The sequence below is a fragment of the Pseudoxanthomonas sp. Soil82 genome (genome assembly GCF_040446535.1).
GTDB lineage: Bacteria > Pseudomonadota > Gammaproteobacteria > Xanthomonadales > Xanthomonadaceae > Pseudoxanthomonas > Pseudoxanthomonas kaohsiungensis.
In genome coordinates, this window is record NZ_JBEAAK010000001.1 from 910,564 (window position 1) to 931,235 (window position 20,672).

The 20,672-nt window shown below is 70.4% G+C and carries 19 protein-coding genes; 8 read left to right on the forward strand and 11 right to left on the reverse strand.

What is annotated here, in order from left to right:
• The first annotated feature begins 38 nt into the window (after positions 1 to 38).
• The 3 genes from ABKA19_RS04070 to ABKA19_RS04080 all read left to right on the forward strand — a co-directional run bounded on the left by ABKA19_RS04070 (position 39) and on the right by ABKA19_RS04080 (position 3,417).
• Complete coding sequence (locus ABKA19_RS04070; RefSeq protein WP_353687768.1) at positions 39 to 1,568, forward strand: beta-N-acetylhexosaminidase; 1,530 nt, start codon at positions 39 to 41, stop codon at positions 1,566 to 1,568.
• A 160-nt stretch (positions 1,569 to 1,728) separates the two neighbouring features.
• A complete protein-coding gene (locus ABKA19_RS04075) occupies positions 1,729 to 2,022 on the forward strand; it encodes a DUF3144 domain-containing protein (RefSeq protein ID WP_353687769.1) in 294 nt (97 codons plus the stop codon).
• Between the two features lie 63 nt (positions 2,023 to 2,085).
• The gene (locus tag ABKA19_RS04080) at positions 2,086 to 3,417 is read left to right on the forward strand and encodes a glycoside hydrolase family 2 TIM barrel-domain containing protein (RefSeq protein WP_353687770.1); all 1,332 of its coding nucleotides are present in this window, start codon (positions 2,086 to 2,088) and stop codon (positions 3,415 to 3,417) included.
• Between the two features lie 72 nt (positions 3,418 to 3,489).
• Here the strand turns inward: ABKA19_RS04080 and ABKA19_RS04085 are convergent, their stop codons facing one another.
• The 5 genes from ABKA19_RS04085 to ABKA19_RS04105 form a co-directional block, all read right to left on the reverse strand.
• Complete coding sequence (locus tag ABKA19_RS04085) at positions 3,490 to 5,148, reverse strand: DUF1254 domain-containing protein (RefSeq protein WP_353687771.1); 1,659 nt, start codon at positions 5,146 to 5,148, stop codon at positions 3,490 to 3,492.
• A 15-nt stretch (positions 5,149 to 5,163) separates the two neighbouring features.
• Entirely contained in the window at positions 5,164 to 5,913 is a 750-nt protein-coding gene (locus ABKA19_RS04090) for a hypothetical protein (RefSeq protein ID WP_353687772.1), read from the reverse strand.
• Positions 5,910 to 6,389 (reverse strand): phosphate-starvation-inducible PsiE family protein, encoded by a 480-nt coding sequence (locus tag ABKA19_RS04095; RefSeq protein ID WP_353687773.1) that lies wholly within the window; start codon positions 6,387 to 6,389, stop codon positions 5,910 to 5,912. The genes ABKA19_RS04090 and ABKA19_RS04095 overlap by 4 nt, the downstream gene beginning before the upstream one ends.
• Before the next feature lie 91 nt (positions 6,390 to 6,480).
• A complete protein-coding gene (locus tag ABKA19_RS04100; RefSeq protein ID WP_353687774.1) occupies positions 6,481 to 8,862 on the reverse strand; it encodes an arylsulfatase in 2,382 nt (793 codons plus the stop codon).
• A 115-nt stretch (positions 8,863 to 8,977) separates the two neighbouring features.
• The gene (locus ABKA19_RS04105) at positions 8,978 to 9,439 is read right to left on the reverse strand and encodes a YMGG-like glycine zipper-containing protein (RefSeq protein ID WP_353687775.1); all 462 of its coding nucleotides are present in this window, start codon (positions 9,437 to 9,439) and stop codon (positions 8,978 to 8,980) included.
• Positions 9,440 to 9,703: 264 nt separating this feature from the next.
• Between ABKA19_RS04105 and ABKA19_RS04110 the strand changes: the two genes are divergently transcribed.
• Positions 9,704 to 10,201, forward strand: a complete 498-nt coding sequence (locus ABKA19_RS04110) for a hypothetical protein (protein ID WP_353687776.1) — start codon at positions 9,704 to 9,706, stop codon at positions 10,199 to 10,201.
• A gap of 73 nt (positions 10,202 to 10,274) precedes the next feature.
• On the opposite strand, the gene ABKA19_RS04115 is transcribed toward ABKA19_RS04110, so the two are convergent.
• The 3 genes from ABKA19_RS04115 to ABKA19_RS04125 form a co-directional block, all read right to left on the reverse strand.
• The gene (locus ABKA19_RS04115) at positions 10,275 to 12,524 is read right to left on the reverse strand and encodes a sensor histidine kinase (protein WP_353687777.1); all 2,250 of its coding nucleotides are present in this window, start codon (positions 12,522 to 12,524) and stop codon (positions 10,275 to 10,277) included.
• A 151-nt stretch (positions 12,525 to 12,675) separates the two neighbouring features.
• A complete protein-coding gene (locus tag ABKA19_RS04120) occupies positions 12,676 to 13,293 on the reverse strand; it encodes a response regulator transcription factor (protein WP_353687778.1) in 618 nt (205 codons plus the stop codon).
• Between the two features lie 88 nt (positions 13,294 to 13,381).
• Positions 13,382 to 16,054 (reverse strand): glycoside hydrolase family 3 C-terminal domain-containing protein, encoded by a 2,673-nt coding sequence (locus tag ABKA19_RS04125; protein WP_353687779.1) that lies wholly within the window; start codon positions 16,052 to 16,054, stop codon positions 13,382 to 13,384.
• A gap of 266 nt (positions 16,055 to 16,320) precedes the next feature.
• Here ABKA19_RS04125 and ABKA19_RS04130 point away from each other — a divergent pair, with 266 nt between their 5' ends.
• The gene (locus ABKA19_RS04130) at positions 16,321 to 16,872 is read left to right on the forward strand and encodes a DUF2058 domain-containing protein (protein ID WP_353687780.1); all 552 of its coding nucleotides are present in this window, start codon (positions 16,321 to 16,323) and stop codon (positions 16,870 to 16,872) included.
• 24 nt (positions 16,873 to 16,896) lie between these two features.
• Here the strand turns inward: ABKA19_RS04130 and ABKA19_RS04135 are convergent, their stop codons facing one another.
• Genes ABKA19_RS04135 through ABKA19_RS04145 form a run of 3 tightly spaced genes read right to left on the reverse strand, consistent with a single transcriptional unit; the run spans position 16,897 to position 18,013 of the window.
• Positions 16,897 to 17,250 (reverse strand): carboxymuconolactone decarboxylase family protein, encoded by a 354-nt coding sequence (locus ABKA19_RS04135; RefSeq protein ID WP_353687781.1) that lies wholly within the window; start codon positions 17,248 to 17,250, stop codon positions 16,897 to 16,899.
• Between the two features lie 41 nt (positions 17,251 to 17,291).
• Positions 17,292 to 17,639: an ArsR/SmtB family transcription factor gene (locus ABKA19_RS04140; protein WP_353687782.1), complete on the reverse strand. Its 348-nt coding sequence runs from the start codon at positions 17,637 to 17,639 to the stop codon at positions 17,292 to 17,294.
• A 2-nt stretch (positions 17,640 to 17,641) separates the two neighbouring features.
• The gene (locus ABKA19_RS04145) at positions 17,642 to 18,013 is read right to left on the reverse strand and encodes a rhodanese-like domain-containing protein (RefSeq protein ID WP_353687783.1); all 372 of its coding nucleotides are present in this window, start codon (positions 18,011 to 18,013) and stop codon (positions 17,642 to 17,644) included.
• 106 nt (positions 18,014 to 18,119) lie between these two features.
• Between ABKA19_RS04145 and ABKA19_RS04150 the strand changes: the two genes are divergently transcribed.
• The 3 genes from ABKA19_RS04150 to ABKA19_RS04160 are packed head-to-tail and all read left to right on the forward strand — an operon-like array spanning position 18,120 to position 20,672.
• Positions 18,120 to 19,388: an NAD(P)/FAD-dependent oxidoreductase gene (locus ABKA19_RS04150; protein WP_353687784.1), complete on the forward strand. Its 1,269-nt coding sequence runs from the start codon at positions 18,120 to 18,122 to the stop codon at positions 19,386 to 19,388.
• A 35-nt stretch (positions 19,389 to 19,423) separates the two neighbouring features.
• Entirely contained in the window at positions 19,424 to 19,627 is a 204-nt protein-coding gene (locus tag ABKA19_RS04155; RefSeq protein ID WP_353687785.1) for a YgaP family membrane protein, read from the forward strand.
• A 22-nt stretch (positions 19,628 to 19,649) separates the two neighbouring features.
• The gene (locus ABKA19_RS04160; RefSeq protein ID WP_353687786.1) at positions 19,650 to 20,672 is read left to right on the forward strand and encodes an efflux RND transporter periplasmic adaptor subunit; all 1,023 of its coding nucleotides are present in this window, start codon (positions 19,650 to 19,652) and stop codon (positions 20,670 to 20,672) included.

A 20,672-nucleotide genomic window follows, 5' to 3' on the forward strand; every position in this document is an offset into this window, starting at 1 on the left:
TATCCTCACTCCGTCCTCGTCCCGGTGATGTCCACACGATGAAGCTGTCGATCGCGTCCAAGGTCCTGCTGGCCTGCCTGTCCGTTGCCGCGACCGCCTGCAGTCCCTCATCACCGGATGCGACCGGCGTCGCCACCGCCACGGATACGGGCGAGGCCGCCGCGCCGCCGGCGCGGATCGTGCCGCTGCCGGCGTCGGTGGAAACCCGTCCCGGCGAACTGGCCATCGCCAAGGCGGTGGCGGTCGAGTTGCCCGCCGATGCGCCGATGGCCACGCGTGCGCTGGAGGAGCTGCTGGACACCCTGGCGCTGGCCCGCGACGGGGCAGCGCCGGTGCGCGTGCGCCTCGCGCTGGAGGACGACGCCGCGCTGGGCGAGGAAGGCTACCGGCTGGAGGTGGGCGAGGGCGTCGCGCTGGTCGCGCGTACCGACATCGGCCTGCTGCATGCGGTGCAGAGCCTGCGCCAGCTGCTGCCGCCCACCGCGCAACCCGAATACAGGCTGCCGCACCTGTCCATCGCCGATGCGCCGGCCTATCCGTGGCGCGGCCTGTCGCTGGACGTGGCGCGCAGCTTCATGCCGGTCGAGTACCTGGAAAAGCACATCGACCGCATGGCGATGTTCAAGATGAACCGCCTGCACCTGCACCTGAGCGACGACCAGGGCTGGCGCATGGAGATCAAGCGTTATCCGAAGCTGGTGGAGATCGGCGGCGCCAGCGCGGTCAAGGGCGGGCGCAGCGGCTGGTACACGCAGGAGCAGCTGGAGCACCTGGTCGCCTATGCGCAGGCGCGCGGGATCACGATCGTGCCGGAGATCGACATGCCCGGGCACGTGCAGGCGATGCTGGCCTCGTACAACGAGCTGGCCTGCGACGACGAGGACAACCTGTCCACCTACGACGGCCTGGAAGTGGGCTTCAGCGTGCTGTGCCTGTCCAAGCCGGACGTGGTCTATCCGTTCGTCCGCAACGTGCTGGAGGAAGTGCTGGCGGTGTTCCCGTCGCAGCAGATCCATATCGGCGGCGACGAGATCAAGGATCCGCTGTACGGCGAATTTGTCGGCCGCGCCGCGGCGATGGTGAAGGAGATGGGGCGCACGCCGATCGTGTGGGAAGAAGGTTCGGTTGCCGATACCTCGCCGGACATGCTGCTGCAGCTGTGGAACGACGGCTACGACATCGCCCCCGCCGTTGCCGAAGGCCACCCGCTGATCCTGTCGCCGTGCACGTACTTCTACCTGGACCACGGCAACTACGCCGGCCAGCCGCAGACCTACGACTGGTGCCGCAAGGAAGGCGTGCCGATCGCGCGCACCTACAGTTTCGATCCGTCGAAGTTCGAGACCGCCGTGGGCGTGGAGGCGGCGCTGTGGACCGAACTGGTCCACGACGACGCGGCCGCCGACAACCGCCTGTGGCCGCGCCTGGCGGCGGTGTCGGAGGTGGCCTGGACGCCGATGGCGCAGCGCGACTACGCCGGCTTCGTCCAGCGCATGGGCGCGCTGCGCCCGCACCTGGACGCGCAGGGCATCGCTTACCACCCCGAGCCGGACCTCGGCTGGGAGTGAGGAGCCGGGGTCGGGGTGCACTTTTTCTGCGCGCCCTTTCCCACTGTGCGCGCGTGCAGACGCCCGCGTGCCGCTACGCACGCCTTCGCGGAAAGCGCGCTCCGGACCCGTGGCGGTTCGCAGGTATAGTCCGCGCACCTCCCGCACCCGGAAGACATGCATGCCCGCCAGGTCCGACATCCCGCAGGCGTTCTTCGACCGGGCCGACGCGGTCATCGCCCTGGCCAACCGGCAGGTCGGCCAGGGCCAGCCGCGCGGCGACGTCAGCGCCTCCACGCTGTACGCGGCCGCCCGCTTCAACGCGTTCACCACCGCTGCCGCGCACCGCAGCGCCGAGGGACTCGTTGCCGACAAGGCCGAGGCGCTCGACTACTTCACGGCCCAGTACCGGGCGATGCTGGAGGAACACCTGGACGACTACGTCGCCCACTTCGACCGCTACGTGCGGGCCTGAAGCGACGTCCACGTCCGGTTACTCCGCTACCATCGGCCCTCGACCACTTCCCCGGGAGGGAACATGCGTGCAGTGATGGCGTGCCTGCTGGCACTGGGATCGAGCCTGGCGTCCGCGGCCGGGGCGCAGGAGGCCGCCAGGGCGCAGGGCGCTTCCAACACGGAGGGCCCTTCGCAGGTGCGCATCGTCCAGGGCGCCGATGGCTACCGCATGACCGTCGACGGCCAGCCCTACCATGTACGCGGGGCCGGTTCGGCCAGCGGCGACCTGGAGCAGCTGGCCGCGCGCGGCGGCAATTCGTTCCGCACCTGGAGCACCGGCACCGACGCGGCCAAGGTGCGGGCGATGCTCGACCGTGCGCAGCGCAATGGCCTGACCGTGGCGATGGGCCTGGCGGTGGGCAAGGAGCGCCACGGCTTCGACTACGACGACGAACAGGCGGTGGCCGCGCAGCTGGCCGCGCTGCGCGAGGAGGTGCGCCTGTACAAGGACCACCCCGCGGTGCTGATGTGGCTGGTCGGCAACGAACTGAACCTGGAATACAGCAACCCGAAGGTCTGGGATGCGGTCGGCCAGATCGCCGACATGATCCACGCCGAGGATCCCAACCATCCGGTGGTGACGCCGCTGGCCGGCTTCGATCGCGAACTGATCGACCGGATCAAGGCGCGCGCGCCGTCGCTGGACCTGATCGGCGTGCAGCTGTACGGCGACATCGGCGAGCTGCCGGCCAAGCTCAAGGCCGCCGACTGGACCGGGCCGTACATCGTCACCGAATGGGGCCCGACCGGGCACTGGGAAAGCCCGCTGACCTCCTGGGGCGCGCCGGTGGAGGACGACGCTTCGCGCAAGGCGCAGCTGCTGCAGCAGCGCTATCGCGACACCATCGCTGCCGACACGCGCCAGGGCCTGGGCTCGTACGTGTTCCTGTGGGGCAACAAGCAGGAGCGCACACCGACCTGGTATGGACTGTTCCTGCCCACCGGCGAATCGACGCCGGCGGTGGATGCGATGCAGCAGCTGTGGACCGGTCAGTGGCCGGCCAACCGTGCGCCGTCGATCGAACCGACGCGGATCGACGGCCGCCTGGCCACCGACAGCGTGGTGCTGGCCCCGGGCGGCGTGCACGAGGCGACGGCGCCAGCGCGCGATGCCGAGGGCGACGCGCTGCAATGGCGCTGGTACGCGCTGGAGGAAAGCACCGCCACCACCATCGGCGGCGACCCGGAGGCGGTGCCCGCGCAGGTGGACCTGCATGCGCGCATCGACGCCGACGGCCGCCTGCATTTCACCGCACCGGCCAAGGTCGGCAACTACCGCTTGTTCGTGGAAGTGCGCGACGGCCACGACCACGCCGCCTACGCCAACATCCCGTTCCGGGTGGAGGCGCGGTAGGCGCACCGGGAGGGCGCGGCCGCCTGTCACGAGGCAGGCGGCACGCAAGCGCGGCGACCCGCGCCGCCCGGGTCAGCCGACCTGCTCGAACTCCCCGAGCCGCCAGCTGCGGTCGAACCACGGCTCCAGCGGGCCGTACAGCCGGAACAGGGTGTACCAGGCCTTGCCGGGCACGGTCTGGATCCAGTTGGCCTCCTTGCCGGCCGGCGCGGTCGGGCCGAAATACAGGTCCACCGAACCGTCGGCGTTGACCACCAGCGCATCGCGCCTGTTGTTCTTGCTCGGGAAGGTCTGCCCCGTCTGCAGCTGCGAGCGGGTCTGCGGGTCGTAGACCACCACCGACCAGAAATCCTTGGCCGGGACGTTGGCCGGGACGTTCAGCTTGTAGGTCTTGGCACCATCGAGGTAGTTGCCGTCCTTATCCGTCACCGCGTACGCGTACTGCGAGCCGGCGCCCACCATCTTCTTCGTCATCGCCGGGGTGTTGACCGTGGCCTGGTAGAAGAACAGGGTGCGCGCGTCCAGGTTGCGGCCGCCGCGCCCTTCGTTCGCCAGCCACTGGTAGTCGCCGCCGAGGAACGCGTGCCGCCACGCGCTGCCGGGATTGATCGGAGAATCCGGATCACGCGGACGGAAGCTGATCGCGCGCGCGGTGGCGTTGCCGATGGCCACCGCTTCGGTGAGGATCTTCTTCATCCGCGCGTCCGGCGCGAACGGCTTGCCCTTCTCGATCCCGATGGCGGCGAAGGTGCCACGCAGCTCGGGGTCGAAGGTCGACACGGGCTCGCGCTCGATCACCGTGTGCAGTTCCTCGTAGAAGTCGAAGTTGTTGGCGTGGATGGTGTTGAAGAACTGCCGGGAACCGTTGCGGAACTCCATCGCCGGCGGGGTGGCCTTCATCGACAGCGGGTACACCTTCAGGCCGCTGCGGAACATCGCCGAGGCGGCATCCGGCTTGCCGTCCACCAGGAAGCCGCGCAGGATCAGCCAGTTCGCGTAGCTGGTGGAGCGGGAGACGAAGTACTTCTCGCCGTCCACGACCGCTTCCATGCCGCCCACCGGCGGATCGAGCTCGCCGGTGTAGTCCGGCGGCAGGACCAGGTACTTGCCGCCCTTGCCGCGGTCCGGCCCCGGCGCGCCCATGTCGGTGACGAAGCGGAAGTAGGCGTCGTTGACGGTGCCCGGACCCGAACCGGCCGGGATCTCCACCACCGTCGGCCCGTCCTTCTGCAGGTCCAGGAACACCGAGCAATAGACCGTGTCGGTATTGCCTGTGAGCATCAGCGGCGCCGAGTCCAGCAGGTCGTCGAAGATCAGCGCCTGGTGCGACGCGGTCAGCCCCTGCTCTACGTGGGCCAGGCGCAGGCCTTCGATCGAGCTGGCCGGGATGCCGTTGAGGAACGTCTCCACGCCGCGCATCAGGTCGAGGTTGTCGTACACCTTCTCGACCGTGGCCGCATCCGGCATGCCGTCGAAGAACTGCAGCGTCCCGAGCCGGGTTTCGACCGTGTCGGGCGTCATGACCTTGTCGGGGATCCGGAAGTTGAAGCCCGGGGTCTTGTCCGTCGCCGCGTCGGTGGCGGCCGCGGCGGCCGCGGGAGCGGCGGCGGGAGCGGGGCCTTGGGGCGCCTCGCCGCTGGCGGGCCCGGCCGGCTCGCGGGAGCAGGCGGACAACGCCGTGCCCAGCATCGCCAGCATGACCAGCTTCAATCCTGTATTTGCTGCTTTCATCGGGTCACCTCTGCGTCAGAACCTGAAGCCGTAGCCGACCACGGGGCCGCCGAGGTCCAGGGTGACGTCGCTGTTGGCATTGCCGAACTCCGCCTCCAGGTAGCGGTAGCCGAACAGCCATGCGCCGTTGCCGGTGCGGTAGCCGCCCATGGCCGAGGCGCTCCAGGTGCCGTCGGTGTCACCGGTGGAGCCGTCGCCGCGCAGCGTCAGCGTCCAGCGGTCGGACAGTGGCCAGGTGTAGCGCGCGCCCAGCAGGAAGTCGGTATAGCTCCTGCCCGCATCGAGCGTGCGCGGGGCGAAGGCCGGGTTGTCGGGGACGAAGCGGGTGGTCAGGTCGACGTCGATGTAGCGGATGCCGCCGTACACGTCCAGCCCGGTATCGCGCTCGCCGCCCACGCGCACCGAGAAGGCCGCGTCGAACAGCCGGGTGTCCAGGTCGGTGCTGGTATGCATCACCCGGCGCTGCTGGCTGTCGGCCAGGCCCAGGTAGATGAAGTCGGCGAACACGCCGAAGCGTTCGTTGCGGCCTTCCACCCGCCCCATGAACACGCCGTCGAGCTTGTCGACGATGTCCGAGAACGAGGAATCGGTGTTGGCATCGGTAGGCGGCTGGTAGGTGCGCAGGTCGGTGCCGATGCTGGCCGCCCACGCGTACGGTTCCACCATCCATTGCCAGTCGCCGGATTCGGCGGCGGATGCCCCGGCGCATCCGCCCATCGCGGCAACCGCGAGGACGATGCGTGATGTGGCGATTGCATGGTTCATGGTGTTTCCTCCGTGTCGTGTGCGGGGAGCGGCCCGGCCCCGGTGCCGGGCGGGCGCCAGCGGGCGAGGAAATATCCGATCGCCAGGGCGAGGGTGAGCGCGGCGATGCCGATGAGGGTCATGCCTCCGGTCGCCTGCAGGTCGATCTCCAGGATGTGCCGGCCGACCGCGATCACCGCGACGGCCAGTACCGTTTCCAGGCGCACGTGCTGGTCGTGCAGGTAGACCCGCACGGTTTCGATCAGTTCCAGCCCGATCAGGATCAGCAGGATCCCGGCGAAGCCGTGCTGCATCGCATGCTGCAGGTCGCCGACCGAGTGGATCGACGCGAGCTTGCCGGAGACGCCGCGGACCAGCAGGTAGAACAGGTCCAGCAAGCCCAGCGCGACCAGTGCCATCAGCAGCAGCTGCACGCCCGACAGGACCCAGCGGGCGAAGCCCCGGTTGACGCGCTCGCCCGGCCACAGGTCGCTCATGCATTTTCTCCCTGGCAAGGTCGGGCCACCCGGTACGCGTAGGCGGGGGCGCCGCGCCCCCGCCGTGGTTCCCGCGGCGACCGCCGGCCACTCACTGGACGTACTGGACGTCGAGGCGGTCGATCTTGCCGTTGAACGCGAACGGCTTGCGGTCGAAGTAGTCCAGCGCCACCGGCGAGTAGCTGTCGCGCCCCACGTCGAAGGCGTCGTTGGCGGTGAAGGCCAGAGGCGCCGAGCGCGGCACCTGGCCCTGCGCGACCGTCTTGCCGTTGACCCGGATCTCCACGTCCATCGGTGCGGCGTGGCCGGTCCCGGCCTTGCGGCTTTCCACCTCGATCCTGGCCTTGCCGGTCGGCAGCGGCGCACTCGACGCCAGGCGCGTCCGTTCGATCTCGAACAGGTTGTACTCATAGTTGAGCTTGCCCTGGTCGATCCAAAGCGCCACGCCGCCCGAGAACGCGCCCAGGGCGTAGAGCACGCCCTGCGAATCGGGCTTCAGTTCGGTCTCGATGGTCACGAGGTTGCTGCGTGCGCCGACCTTGGGGGCGGCGAACTCCGGCACGCCGACCACCTCCTGGGTGTACTGGAACGAGGTCGCCGGGTTGGAGGGCGCATCCTCCGGATGGAACACGACCGACCAGAGGCCGCCGCCTACCGGCCAGACCTTGTTGTCCTGGGCATCCCGGGCGAAGCCCGCCTTCAGCGACTCGACCTGGTCCGGGTGCGCGGCGGCCACGTCCCTGGCTTGCGAGTAGTCGCTGCGCAGGTCGTGCAGTTCCCAGGTGTCCTGGTCCGGCGACCACTTGAAGATGGCCGGATCCAGGCCCGCCTTCCACGGGATGCGCGGGCCGAATACCGAGGCGATCCAGTCGTCCTGGTAGTAGGCGCGGCTGCCCATGATCTCGAAGTACTGGCTCTTCTTGCGCCCCGGTGCCTTGGCCGAGTCGAAGGTGTAGGCCAGGCTCACGCCGTCCAGCGGATCCTGGCTGATGCCATCCACCAGCCTGGGCGGGGTGATGTCGAGCACGTCGTAGATCGTGGGCACGATGTCGTTGACGTGGTGGAACTGCGAACGCGGCGCCTTGTCCGGCTTGATCTTCTGCGGCCACGAAACCACCAGCGGCGTGCGGGTGCCGCCGAAGTGCGCGGCCACCAGCTTGGTCGAGCGGTGCGGCGTGGAGCCGGCCCAGGCCCAGCCGGCGTGGTACATGTTGTCCGCCTTGGGCGAGCCGAGCACCTCCATGCCGCCCAGCTCGTTCATCACCCGGATGTGGTCCTTGATCTCGGTGGCGATGCCGTTCTGCGCCAGCAGTTCGCTGATCGTGCCGTTCTGGCCTTCGGCGCTGGAGCCGTTGTCGCCCCAGACGTAGAAGACCAGGGTGTTGTCGCGGACGCCCATTTCCTCCAGCGCGTCGATGATGCGGCCGGCCTGCGCATCGGCATGCGCGGTGTAGCCGGCGAACACTTCCATCAGCCGCCGCTGGAACGGCTTTTCGTCCTCGGGGATGTCGGCCCAGGCGGCGAGGGTGTCCGGCCGCGGGGTCAGTTCGGTGTCCTTCGGGATCCAGCCCAGCTTCTTCTGCCGCGCGTAGATCTCCTCACGCATCTGGTCCCAGCCGCCGTCGAACCTGCCGGCGTAGCGGTCCGCCCACTCGTTGAAGATGTGGTGCGGCCCGTGCGCGGCGCCTGGCGCCCAGTACATGAAGAACGGCCGGTCAGGGCTCAGCGCGTGCACCTGCTTCATCCACGAGACGGCCTTGTCGGTCATGTCCTCGGTGAAGTGGTAGCCCTCCTTGCCGTGCGAGGGATCGATGCGCACGGTGTTCTCCACCACCGCCGGTTCCCACTGCGAGGACTCGCCGGCAAGGAAGCCGTAGAAGTAGTCGAAGCCGATGCCTTCACCGGCCGGCCAGTTGGTGTAGGGGCCGACCGCGGTGGTTTCGTTGGCGGGCGTGTTGTGCCACTTGCCGAACGCGGCGGTGGCGTAGCCGTAGTAGCCGAGCACCTTGGCCGCGGTGGCCGAGGTGCGCGGGATGCGGCCGGTGTAGCCGTCCCAGTCGTTGGCCAGTTCGGCGATCTGGCCGTTGCCCACCCGGTGGTGGTTGCGGCCGGTGAGCAAGGCCGCGCGCGTGGGCGAGCACATCGCCGCGTTGTGGAAGCGGTTGTACGACACGCCCTCGCTGGCCAGGCGGCTGAGCGTGGGCGTGTCGATGACGCCGCCGAAGGTGCCCGGCAGCGCCGGCCCGACGTCATCGAGCATGATCACCACGATGTTGGGCGCATTGGCCGGCAGGCGCGACTGCGCCGGCAGCGGGCTGTAGCTGGACTGGGCGATGGTCGGGCCGGCCTTGCTGCCGGAGGGCTTGTCCGGGAACGGCAGGGACTCCTGCGCCCAGGCCGGTGCGGACAGCAGCAGGGCGCCAATAGCCGTGGCGAGGCTGCGGTACTTCAGTCGTGGGAATGCGGCGTTCATGGGTCCTCCTGATAATGGCGGTCGACGGCAACGACGCGTTGGCCGGGGCGGATGGCGGCAGGCGGGAAGCCCGTGTTCCCCTTCGCCACGTGAAAAGCCGGGCCTGCCGGCCGTGTCAGCCGACGGTGTAGCCGCGGCCCTGCATGCACGCCGAGTAGGCCTGGTAGTAGGCCGAGCCATGCTGCTGCTGGGCGGCCTGCGCCTGCTGGGCCTGCGCGGCCTGGTGGTGGCGCGCGCGGGCACCGCCGGCGAGCACGCCCGCCGTGGCCCCGATTCCGGCACCCTTGCTCGAATCGCCATCGACCAGCTCGCCGATCACCGCGCCTCCGGCAGCGCCGCGCGCGGCGCCGCGCAGGCGCTCGCCCTGCGGCGCCGGTTGCGGCGGGGGTGGCGGCGGCGCCGCCGGATCGATTCCAGTGGTCTGCTTCGCCCAGGCCAGGCACTGGGTGTCATCGGTACCTTGCTGTTCGGCGGACTGGCCCTTGGCCGGATAGGCACTGGGCTTCTGCGCTTGGGCGCCGACCGGTGCTGCGATCACGGCCATGACCATGACCAGCGGGAGTTTCCATTGCGACATGTGCTGCCTCCATCCAGGACGGGATGCGCCACCTGAACAAGGGGGGGCGGATCCGGCAGGTGCCTCGGAGCACCTACCCTACGACCGGAACGCGGATCGGGACATTGCCCCTAGGGGCAACTGTCGCCACCACCGGATCCGGGTTAAATCGGCGCGGCCGACACGCGACGAAGGAAGCCGTCTGCCGGCGTCGGTACCGCGTGCCAAGCCCGCTCGCGGGGCCGATGAGGCGCCCGACACACCGTCCCCAACAGGAATCCACGCATGAAGAAGAGCCTCCCAGTACTGCTGGTCGCCCTGGCGATCTCGTCCAATGCCCTGGCCAGCCCGGCCGCCCAGCCCAGTCCGGACGTCGAGCCGCTGTACGCGGGGATGCGCCTGCTGCAGGCGCAGACGGCCGAGGACAAGCGTGCCTTCGTCGATGCGCAGCTGCAGCTCGACGAGGGCCAGGCCGAGCGGTTCTGGCCGGTTTTCGAGGAGCACCAGCAGGCACTCGCTGCGCTCAACAAGCGTCGCCTGGACAACGTGCTGGCCTACGCCAAAGCCTGGAACGAGGACGCCCTCGACGACGCTCGCGCGGCGCAGCTCGCGGAGCAGGCCCTGGCCATCGAGAAGGACGAAACCGACCTGCTCGGCCACACCTACCGCAAGCTCAAGCGTGCCGTGCCGGCGTCCAAGGCAGTGGCCTACCTGCAGCTGGAAAGCAAGATCCGCGCGATCGTGCGCTACGAGCAGGCCCTGAACGTGCCGCTGCTGCCCTGAGCGGCGCAGCCGGTCGGAGTGCAGGCCGGCGGAAGCCGGCCGCGGTACGGCGACGCGGTGGCCGCCGCGGCTGCTAGCCCTGCCCGGGCAGGGCCTGGCCGGGGGCGCGCGCCCGCGTCGCGTCGGCGGCGACCGCGGCGTCCGTCTGCTGCGCCTGCAGCCGTTGCGCCGTGGGCAGGCGGAAGCTGACCGCGGCGCCCCTGCCGGCCCCTTCGCTCTCGGCCCAGATCTCGCCCTGGTGGGCGAGGAGGATCGTCCGGCACACCGACAGCCCCAGTCCCAGCCCTTCCCGCTTGCTGGTGTGGAACGGCTCGAAGATCCGCTCCAGGTCGCCGGCGCCGACACCCGAGCCGCGGTCTTCCACCGTCACGCGGATGGCGTCGTCCTCGCCGGTCGCCCGCACGGTCACGTGTCGCGGCGGCGGCCGCTGCCGCATCGCGTCGCAGGCGTTCATCACCAGGTTCAGCACTACCTGCTGGATCTGGATCGGGTCTCCCCAGGCCGGCGGGAGCGGCTCGTGCAGGTCGAGCTGCAAATCGACCTCGCGGATCAGCAGGTCGCCCCGCAGCATGCCTGCCACCTCGCCGATCGCCGCGCCCACGTCGAAGGGGGCGAATTCCGAGGTGTCCTTGCGCAGCAATGCGCGCATGCGCTTGATGATTTCGGCGGCGCGGACGTCGCTCTCGGCGATCGCGGCCAGGCTGGCGCGGACCTCGTCGAGGTCGGGCACCGGGCCATCGAGGAAGCGCCGCGCGGCCTGGGCGTTGGCCAGGATCGCGGCCAGCGGCTGGTTGAGTTCGTGGGCGAGCGAGCCGGACAGGGTTTCCACCATCGATACCCGCGACAGGTGCGCGGCGTCGTCATGCTGCAGGGTAGCCTCGCCTCCCCCGTAATTTCCGCGCAGGTCGCGCAGGGAGACCAGCAGGAACAGGTCGGACTGGAAGGGAATGGGATTGAACAACGCTACCAGCGGAACCAGCGCGGCGCCGTCCTTGCGCAGTCCGGACACCGCGACGCTGCTGCCGATCGCGGCCGATGGCAGCCAGCCATACTGGCGCGCGCCGGGCGTCGTACCGGAATCACCTTCAGGCCGGATCAGTTGGCGGACATCCATCCCGGCCAGTGCATCGAGCCGGTGTCCGAACAGGCCGGCAGCCGCGCGGTTGGCGAAAGCCACCCGGCCGCTCGGCGCGACCACCAGGTGCGGAGCGGAGGCGGCCTCGACCACGCGGCGGAACCGGGATTCGGCTTCCTTCCGGTCGGTGATGTCGACCAGCACGCCCTCGAGACGGCGATCCGTTTCGCCCGGAGCGCGGCGGCCATGGGCGGCCAGCCAGCGATGGCGACCCTCGCCCAGCCTCACCCGGAACTCGCAGTGCAGCTCGCCGCGCTCCCGTGTTGCGGCAGCGGCCAGCAGGGGCCGGTCGCGGCGCGGCAGTCGCGCGAGCAGCGCTTCGCCAGCCAGCGCGTCCTGCGGCGGGATGCCGAACAGCGTGCAGGCGTGGTGCGAAAGCCGGACCCGGCCCGAATCACCGTCGAAGCTCCAGAAGCCCACGCGCGCGGCATCCATCGCCTGCAGCATGTGGCGCCGGGCGGCGCGCCGGCGTCCCAGCGCGAATTCCAGGCTGTGCGCGAGCCGGCCGGCGGAGCCGAAGCCGCCGGCCAGGGTATATGCCATCGCCAGCAGGACGCCGAGGAACATGGGTGCGAACAGCATCGGCGCATCGATGCGGCCATGGACCACCAGCCAGGTCCAGGTGCCGGAGGCGGCGGCGAAGGCGAGGATTGCCGTGCAGGTCGCGATCGCGCGCGTCCTCTCCGGCGAGCGACGGCGCGTGGAGAGCTGGAAGATGGCGTGGCCGATGAACATGGCCACCAGCAGCGCGTTGGCACTGCCGAGCAGCATCCAGGGATTGGGCGTGGCGACATCCGGGATGCTGACCCGTGCGCCGAGGAACAGGACCGGACGGATCGACTCGATGGTCGAATAGTTGAGGTTTGCGCCGGAAAAGAAGTTGGGCAGCAGGCAGGCGGCGCGGGTGGCGACGGCGAGCGCGGCCAGCAGCGGACTGCCCACGCCATAGTGGTGGAACACGAACCCGACCACGCAGATCGCGCTGGTCGCGACCGGCACGTGGGCCCAGCGGACCATCCGCGCGTAGTCGGCCGGATGCTGCGTGTTCATGGCGGCCAGTTCCAGCAGGCCGACCGCGGCGACGGAAGCGGCCGCCACCGCGATCAGCAGGTGGGACAGGCGCGCCGGTCCGCGCACCCGCGCCAGCCAGTAGACCAGGGCAAGGGTGAGGCTGGCCGCGCTGATCATGGGCCAGAGCGTGCCGACCCAGTTCACGTCCCCGGCCCGCCCTGTCCGGTCCAGCGGTGCCCGCGGCCGGACGGCGGCGCCCACACACCGGGCAGGCACGCCCGGCCGGCGGACCCTCCTGCGCCCGGAGCCGGCATTCGTCCGTTCCGGATCAGGCCCCCACCCCCGCTTCGTCGCACAGTGCCACGAGCTGGGCGACCGAGCGCACGCGCATCTTCGACATCACCCGGCTGCGGTGCACCTTCACTGTCTTCAGGGCGATCGCCAGGCGGTCGGCGATCTGCTTGTTCATATGCCCGGCGACGACCTGCGACAACACCTCACGCTCGCGCGGGGTCAGCGCCCCTAGGCGCTCGTGGATCTCCCTGCTGCGCGCCAGCACGGCGCTGCGGGCGACGGATTGCGCCGTGGCGCCTGCGATCGCCGCCAACAACACGTGTTCGGAAACCGGCTTTTCGAGGAAGTCGTAGGCGCCATGCTTCATCGCACGCACGCTGAGGGGAACGCTCGAATGGCCGGTCAAGTAGATGACCGAAAGCGGACAGTCGAAACCGTTCAGGCGGTCGTGCAGGGCCGTGCCGTCCATGCCCGGCATGCAGATGTCCAGCAGCACGCAGCCCACGGCATGTTCCGGTGCCTGGCGCAGGAAGTCATCGGCGGACCCGTATGCATCCACGCGCCAGCCGTAGGAACGCAGCAGGCGCGACAGGCCCTCCCGGAACTGCACGTCGTCATCCACCACGAAGACGGATACTGCATCTGCTGCCATCGAGAACCACCCGATTGCGCCCGGTCGCGCAACTATCTTCACATTCCCCGGGTGTTTCAAGCCTGCCCGGGCCGGGGCAGGCGCGGCCTCAGCGTTCCACCGCGCGCAGCCGGTCGATCCGGAACGGTGCGCCCTGTCCGGCCGCCAGCGTGGCCGGTTGCCCGCCGCCGACCCAGATCCGGTAATCGCCCGGCATCACCTGGCGTTGGCCCTCGGCGTTGACCGCGCTGAGCGCGCGCGGGTCCAGATCGAACTCGATCCGGCGCCGCTCGCCCGGCGCCAGCGGCACGCGCTGGAAGCCGCGCAGGGCGATGTTCGGCACGCCCTCGATGTCGGGAAACTGCAGGTACAGCTGCACCACTTCGTCGCCGGCGCGATCGCCGCTGTTGCGCACCTCGGTACTCACGCGCAGGCCTTCGCTGCTGCCACCCTTCGCCGGCCGCAGCTGCAGCGGCGCGTACTCGAAGCGGGTGTAGCTCAGGCCGTGGCCGAACGGATACACCGGCGTGCCTTCGAAATAGCGGTAGGTGCGGCCGCGCATGTCGTAGTCCCCGAACGGCGGCAGCTCATCCACCGAGCGATAGAAGGTGAGCGGCAGGCGTCCGGACGGATTGGCGCGGCCGGCGATCACGTTCCCGACCGCCAGGCCGCCGGCCTGGCCGGGATACCAGGCTTCGATGATCGCGTTGGCGTGCTCGCGCGCCCAGGCCAGGTTGACCGGGCTGCCGTTCATCACCACCACCACCAGCGGCTTGCCGGTGGCGCGCGCGGCCTCCAGCAGCGCCTGCTGGTCGGCGAGCAGGTCCAGCGAAGTCTTGTCGCCGCCCTTGAAGCCGGGCACTTCCACCGGCGCTTCCTCCGCCTCCAGGTCCGAAGTCAGGCCGACCGCCGCGACCAGCACGTCGGCGTCGGCCGCGGCGGCGCGCAGGTCCGCTTCCGGGGTTTCGGAGACGCGCTTCCACAGCAGGCCGATGCCGGTGAGGATGCGTGCCTCGGTGGTGACCTGGATCGGATAGCGGCGGCCGCCTTCCAAGTGCACGGTCTTCAGCGTGGGCAGGCTGTTCCACGAGGCCTTGCGCAGGTCCACGAACGGCTGGCCGTCCAGGCGCAGCTCGCCGTTGAAGCCGCCCAGGCCCAGGCGGTAGGTGCCCGTTTCCGGCGGCACCAGGTAGCCGCTCCATTCCACCCGGTGCACGTCGCGCACCTGGGCCAGGTCGAGGCTGCGCGAGTTGACGTCCCGCTCCACCCGGGTGACCACGGGTTGTGTTTCGAAGCCGGTGCGCGCGATCCACGCGTCGAGTTCGCCGGGGGCGAAGCGCGCCGGCGGCACCGCGGCGGCATTGAAGTAGCGCGCCAGCAGACCGGGTTCGCCGTCGGGCGTACGCAGCGCGCTGCTCGGGATCGGATCACCGTCGGTGTAGGTCTCGCCGAACGGAACGTATTCGATCTTCGCATCCGGGATCGCGCGGCGCAGGCCCTCGAGCACCGAGACCGGCGGCGCCGACTGTGGCGAGGAGTAGTTGCCGCGCAGCACGCGGGTGGCGTCGCCGAGCGGGCCCACCACCGCGATCCGCGGCGCGCCGCGCAGCGGCAGCAGGCCGTCGTTCTTCAGCAGCACCAGGCTCTTCTCGGCTGCTTCCAGCGCCACCGGCGCATGTGCGGGCGCGCCGACGTCGGCCGGCGAGGCGCTGGCGGTGGACAGCGGCCGCAGCCCGGCCAGGTCGCCGGTGCGGAAGCGCGCGCTGAACAGCCGCACCAGCGCGCGGTCGATGTCGGCCATCGAGACCAGTCCGCGTTCCAGTGCCTCGCGGTAAGGTTCGGTCAGCCCGGCGGTGTCGGTGAGGGTGGCGCCGGTGCATTCGTTGTCGACCCCGGCGCGCAGCGCCGCGGCCACCGCGCTGGCCGCATCCGGTGCGTAGCGGTGGTGGGCGCGGATGTCGGTGACCGCGTCGCAGTCGGAGACCACGTAGCCGTCGAAGCCCCACGCGTCGCGCAGGGTGTCGCGCAGCAGCAGGTCGCTGGCGCAGGCCGGCTGGCCGTCGACCCGGTTGTAGGCGCACATCACCGAGCCGGCGCCGCCCTCGACCACCGCGGCGCGGAACGCGGGCAGGTAGGTGTCCTCCAGGTCGCGGCGGGAGACGTAGACGTTGGCCTGGTGGCGGGTGGACTCCGGGCCGCTGTGCACGGCGTAGTGCTTGGGCGTGGCGACCACGTCCAGCCACTGCGGGTGGTCGCCCTGCATGCCGCGGACGTAGGCCACGCCGATCCGCGCGGTCAGGAACGGGTCCTCGCCGTAGGTTTCCTGGCCGCGGCCCCAGCGCGGGTCGCGGAAGATGTTGAGGTTCGGCGACCAGGTGTTGAGGCCGGTGCCGATGCGCCCGGTGCGCCCGGTTTGCCGCGCCAGCGCGTGCAGGCCGCGCACCTCGGTCGCGATCACCGCGGCCACGCGCTGCACCAGGTCCTCGTCGAAGCTGGCGGCCAGGCCGATCGGTTCGGGGAAATTGGTGGTCGGCAGGGTGCCAAGCGCGCCGTGCAGCGATTCGGTCCACCAGTTGTAGGCCGGCACGTCCAGGCGCGGGATCGCCGGCGCGGTGTTGAGCAGCTGCGGCAGTTTTTCCTCGAGCGTCATCCGCGCCACCAGCGCGGTGGCCAGCGCGTCGGCGTCCGCCTCGCGCGGCGCCGGCTGCGCCGCCCCCGGCATGGCCATCACCGCCACCACCGCCAGCATGGCGATGCGCATCCGCCGCAGTCGATCGTCCATCCACTCCTCCCGTGTGCGCATTGGCGCCGCACAATACTGGCATGGCGTCGCCAACGCTCCGCGGCGCGTGCCGCGCGGCTCGCGAAATGGAATGGCGCGATACGCAAACCTGCATCGGGCGGCGCTGCCGCGTGGTCCGCTGGACCGCTGTCGCTGGCTGGCGCCGAACCCCGCGGCCGGCCTTGGGGCCCGGAACCTCGCGCCCGCGGTGCGCGCGAGGGGCGGCGGTATGATGACCGTCGATCCCGCGCGCAGACAGGCACGACATGGCCAAGCCCAATCCGCTCCAGGAACAGCTGCTCAAGGCCGGCCTGGTCAAGAAATCCAAGGTGGCCGAGGTTGCGCGCGAACAGGTCCGCGCCCGGCATGGCAAGGGCCCCGTGGAGCCGGGCGAGATCCAGCGCGAGGCCGAGCGCGCGCGCGCCGAGAAGGCCGAGCGTGATCGAGCCCTCGCCGCCGCGCGCAAGGCGCAGGCACGGGCGGCGGAACTGCGTGCGCAGGCGCGGCAGATCGTCGAGGACCGCAAGGTGCCGCGCGCGGGCGAGGGCGAGTACCGCTTCACCGTGGATGGCGCCATCCGCAGCGTTCGGGTCGACGACGACCAGCGCAGGAAGCTGTCGGCCGGCGCGCTGGTGATCGTGCGCATCGACGACCGCTTCGAACTGCTGCCGCGCGTGGCCGCGGACAAGGTGCGCGAGCGCGACCCGAACATGATCGTGCTCGACCATGGCCAGGGCGCGGAGGCCGACGCGGCGCCCGACTCGGCCGACGACGCCTACTACGCGCAGTTCAAGGTGCCGGACGACCTGGTGTGGTGAAGCCCGCCCCGGCGTGCGAAGGCGTTACGGAGCCTTGCTGAACTCCTCGTACGCGGCCATCGCGTTGGCGGCGTACATCAGCGAAGGGCCGCCACCCATGTAGACGGCGACGCCGAGCATTTCCCGGAACTCCTCCGGTGTCGCGCCCAGCCGCACCAGCGCCTTGGCGTGGAAACCCAGGCAGGCGTCGCAGCGGTTGGCCACGCCGATCGCCATGGCGATCAGTTCCTTGGTCTTCTCGTCGAGCGCCCCCGGTGCGAGCGCGGCCTTGCTCAGGGCGCCGAAGCCCTCCATGACGTCGGCGTTGTGCGTGCGCAGGGGGGTCAGGTTGCGGGAGACCTCGCGGGTGAGCTCGGTGTAGGAGGGAATGGCGGACATGGAAGTTTCCTTGGTGGGCAACGGGGCCGGTGGTGGCGCGGTCATTTCCTGGGCCGGCCCGGGCGGCGCGGCGCGCAGTAGATTCCATGCAGGGTGCGGATCACCGCTTCGGCCGGGCCTGGCGCCAGCGCGTAGAAGATCGTCTGCGCCTCGCGCCGCGTGCGCACCAGGTCTTCGTCCCGCAGCACCGCCAGGTGTTGCGACAGCGCCGACTGGCCCAGGTCGAGCAGACCCTGCATCTCGCCGACCGAACGCTCGCCACCCGCCAGCAGGCACAGCACCTGCAGCCGCTTCTCGTTGGCGAGCGCCTTGAGCAGCCGCGTCGCCTCGCCGGCATGGGCGTGCATGGCGTCCAGGTCGAAGGCGGGAGGCGTCTGGTTTCGGGCCATCGTCAATCCATGCTCACGGGCAGGCCCGCATTGCGCCACGCCTGGAGTCCGCCGGCAAGCGAACGGACGTCCTCGAAGCCGAGTTGGCCCAGGCTGTCGGCAGCCAGTGCGGAACGCCCGCCGGTGAGGCAGTAGAGCAGCAGCGGGAGCGCCGAGGACCCGGCGGCGCGGCCGGCCACCGCCGGGTGCGCCCGGATCTGGAACTCGAGCACGCCGCGCGGCAGGTTCACCCCGCCGGGAAGGTGGCCCTGGGCGAACTCGGCCGGCTCGCGCACGTCGACCACCAGCGCCTCGCCGGCGAGGCAGTCGCCCGGCTCGACCTCGCGGATGCGTGACCGGGCGGCGGCTACCAGCTCGTTGATATCCACGGGCATGGGCGTTCCCATATAAATCAGTTGACGCTAATATAAGACAGTGCTAATTTAAATGCAAGCCGGTGGAATCGCCCGCTGGGCGGGTCGGCTGCCGGAGGACCGGGACATGGCACACATCATCGTTCTGGGCGCGGGCATCGGCGGAATGAGCGCCGCCTACGAGTTGCGTGGCGCGCTGGGCAAGGGCCATGCGGTCACGGTCGTCGGCGACGGCGACCTGTTCTCCTTCACGCCCTCCAACCCGTGGGTCGCGGTCGGCTGGCGCCGGCCGGCGGATATCCAGATCAGCGTGCCGACGCACCTGGCCCGCCACGACATCGGCTTCGAAGGGGCCGGGGCGCAGCGGGTCGAACCGGAGCGCAACCGCGTCCTGCTGCGCGACGGCCGCGCGCTGGAGTACGACTACCTGGTCATCGCCACCGGACCGCGCCTGGCCTTCGACGAGGTCCCGGGCCTGGGGCCGGGCGGCCATACGCAATCGGTCTGCACGACCGAGCATGCCGCCAAGGCGTGGCAGGCCTACCAGGCGTTCCTGGACGCGCCGGGCCCGGTGGTCGTCGGTGCGGCGGCCGGCGCCAGCTGCTTCGGCCCGGCCTACGAATTCGCGATGATCCTCGATGCCGACCTGCGCAAGCGCAGGCTGCGCGACCGGGTGCCGATCACCTACGTCAGCCCGGAACCCTACGTGGGCCACATGGGCCTGGGCGGCGTGGGCGACTCCAGGGGATTGCTGGAATCCGAGTTCCGCCAGCGCCACATCCGCTGGCTGGCCAACGCGAAGATCACCGGCGTGCGCGACGGCGAGATGGACGTGGCCGAGATGGACGACGACGGCCAGCCGAAGAAGCAGCACGTGCTTCCGTTCCGCTACTCGATGGTGCTGCCTGCATTCACCGGCGTGGACGCGGTGCGCGGGATCGAAGGCCTGTGCAACCCGCGCGGCTTCATCCTGATCGACCGGCACCAGCGCAATCCGGCGTACCCGAACATCTACTCGCTGGGCGTGTGCGTGGCCATTCCGCCGGTGGAGGCGACGCCGGTTCCCACCGGCGCGCCCAAGACCGGCTTCATGATCGAGTCGATGGTCACCGCGGTGGCGCGCAACATCCAGGCCGACATCGCGAGCGCCCCGGCCACCGCGGAAGCCACCTGGAACGCGATCTGCCTGGCCGACATGGGCGACACCGGCGTCGCCTTTGTGGCCTTGCCGCAGATCCCGCCGCGCAACGTCACCTGGGCGCGCAAGGGCGGGTGGGTGCACATGGCCAAGGTCGCCTTCGAGAAGTACTTCCTCATGAAGATGAGGTCCGGCAACACCGAACCGGTCTACGAGAAGTACGTGCTCAAGCTGCTCGGCGTCATGCGAATCCGCTGACGCGAAGAATTCCCCCAGGCAACAGGAGAACAACCATGAACATCGACCGCGCCGTCCTCGCCTTCGCCGGCATGATGGTCCTCGCCAGCGTCGCCCTGGTGTACCTCGTTTCGCCCTGGTGGCTGCTGCTCACCGCGTTCGTCGGGCTGAACCTGCTGCAGTCCAGCGTCACCGGCTTCTGCCCGGCGGCGATCGTGTTCCGCAAGCTGGGCCTGCCCGGCGGTTGCGCGTTCAAGTGAGGCCGGCACCGTGAGGAAGGGCATGAAGATCCTGCCGCGCCTGCCGTCGCTGGCGCTCGCCGCCGCCCTCGCCGCCTGCGGTGGAACGGAGGACGTGCCCACGCAGGCACCCATCGAGGGCCTGGACACGCTGGTGGTCGCGGCCGGCGTGGAGGGCGGCGGCCGCCAATGGGACGGCGTGGTCGAAGCCGTGCGCGAGGCCGGGTTGACCGCGCAGACCAGCGGGCGGGTGGCCGAGGTCCGGCACGACGTCAACGACCGCGTCGCCGCCGGCGAGGTGCTGGTCCGGCTGACGGCGGTCGAGCAGCAGGCCGGCGTCGATGCCGCGCGCGCGCAATTGCAGCTGGCCGAGGCCACCTACAAGCGCATGGCCGGCCTGGCCGAGAACCAGTACGTGTCGAAGATGCAGCTCGACCAGGCCCGTGCCGAACGCGATGCGGCCCGGGCGCAACTGGCCAACGTCGGCCAGCAGAGCGCCTACACCACCATCCGCGCGCCCTATGCCGGCATCGTCAGCATGCGCGCGGTCGAGCCCGGCGAAAGCGTGGGCATCGGCCAGCCGCTGATCACCGTGTTCGCGCCGGAGGCGCTGCGCATCGAAGTGAGCGTGCCGCAGTCGGACGCCGAGGCGATCCGTGCGAACCCGGTCGCCAAGGTCGCCTTCGGCGATGGCCGCCACGTGGATGCCGCCGACGTGGTGGTGTTTCCCGCCGCCGACGCCGCGACCCATGCGGTCCGGGTGCGCGTGCAGCTGCCACCGCTCGATCCGGTGCCGCAGCCGGGCACGACCGCGAAGGTCGCCTTCCCGGCGGCCAGGGGCGCGGCGTTCCCGCGCGTGCCCGAAACGGCGCTGGCGCGGCGCGGCGAGGTCGACGCGGTCTACGTGCTGGCCGATGGGCACCTGTCGCTGCGGCAGGTGCGCCTGGGCGCACGGGCGGACGGCATGGTCGAGGTGATCGCCGGGCTGGCGCCGGGCGAAACCATCGCCGCCGACCCGGTCGCCGCGGTGCAGGCGCTGGTGGCCGCGCGCAAGGGCGGGAATTGA

Coding starts and splice junctions, on each gene's coding strand:
- ABKA19_RS04070 (WP_353687768.1), top strand. CDS start 39: ATGAAGCTGTCGATCGCGTCCAAGGTCCTGCTGGCCTGCCTGTCCGTT.
- ABKA19_RS04075 (WP_353687769.1), top strand. CDS start 1,729: ATGCCCGCCAGGTCCGACATCCCGCAGGCGTTCTTCGACCGGGCCGAC.
- ABKA19_RS04080 (WP_353687770.1), top strand. CDS start 2,086: ATGCGTGCAGTGATGGCGTGCCTGCTGGCACTGGGATCGAGCCTGGCG.
- ABKA19_RS04085 (WP_353687771.1), bottom strand. CDS start 5,148: ATGAAAGCAGCAAATACAGGATTGAAGCTGGTCATGCTGGCGATGCTG.
- ABKA19_RS04090 (WP_353687772.1), bottom strand. CDS start 5,913: ATGAACCATGCAATCGCCACATCACGCATCGTCCTCGCGGTTGCCGCG.
- ABKA19_RS04095 (WP_353687773.1), bottom strand. CDS start 6,389: ATGAGCGACCTGTGGCCGGGCGAGCGCGTCAACCGGGGCTTCGCCCGC.
- ABKA19_RS04100 (WP_353687774.1), bottom strand. CDS start 8,862: ATGAACGCCGCATTCCCACGACTGAAGTACCGCAGCCTCGCCACGGCT.
- ABKA19_RS04105 (WP_353687775.1), bottom strand. CDS start 9,439: ATGTCGCAATGGAAACTCCCGCTGGTCATGGTCATGGCCGTGATCGCA.
- ABKA19_RS04110 (WP_353687776.1), top strand. CDS start 9,704: ATGAAGAAGAGCCTCCCAGTACTGCTGGTCGCCCTGGCGATCTCGTCC.
- ABKA19_RS04115 (WP_353687777.1), bottom strand. CDS start 12,524: ATGATCAGCGCGGCCAGCCTCACCCTTGCCCTGGTCTACTGGCTGGCG.
- ABKA19_RS04120 (WP_353687778.1), bottom strand. CDS start 13,293: ATGGCAGCAGATGCAGTATCCGTCTTCGTGGTGGATGACGACGTGCAG.
- ABKA19_RS04125 (WP_353687779.1), bottom strand. CDS start 16,054: ATGGACGATCGACTGCGGCGGATGCGCATCGCCATGCTGGCGGTGGTG.
- ABKA19_RS04130 (WP_353687780.1), top strand. CDS start 16,321: ATGGCCAAGCCCAATCCGCTCCAGGAACAGCTGCTCAAGGCCGGCCTG.
- ABKA19_RS04135 (WP_353687781.1), bottom strand. CDS start 17,250: ATGTCCGCCATTCCCTCCTACACCGAGCTCACCCGCGAGGTCTCCCGC.
- ABKA19_RS04140 (WP_353687782.1), bottom strand. CDS start 17,639: ATGGCCCGAAACCAGACGCCTCCCGCCTTCGACCTGGACGCCATGCAC.
- ABKA19_RS04145 (WP_353687783.1), bottom strand. CDS start 18,013: ATGCCCGTGGATATCAACGAGCTGGTAGCCGCCGCCCGGTCACGCATC.
- ABKA19_RS04150 (WP_353687784.1), top strand. CDS start 18,120: ATGGCACACATCATCGTTCTGGGCGCGGGCATCGGCGGAATGAGCGCC.
- ABKA19_RS04155 (WP_353687785.1), top strand. CDS start 19,424: ATGAACATCGACCGCGCCGTCCTCGCCTTCGCCGGCATGATGGTCCTC.
- ABKA19_RS04160 (WP_353687786.1), top strand. CDS start 19,650: ATGAAGATCCTGCCGCGCCTGCCGTCGCTGGCGCTCGCCGCCGCCCTC.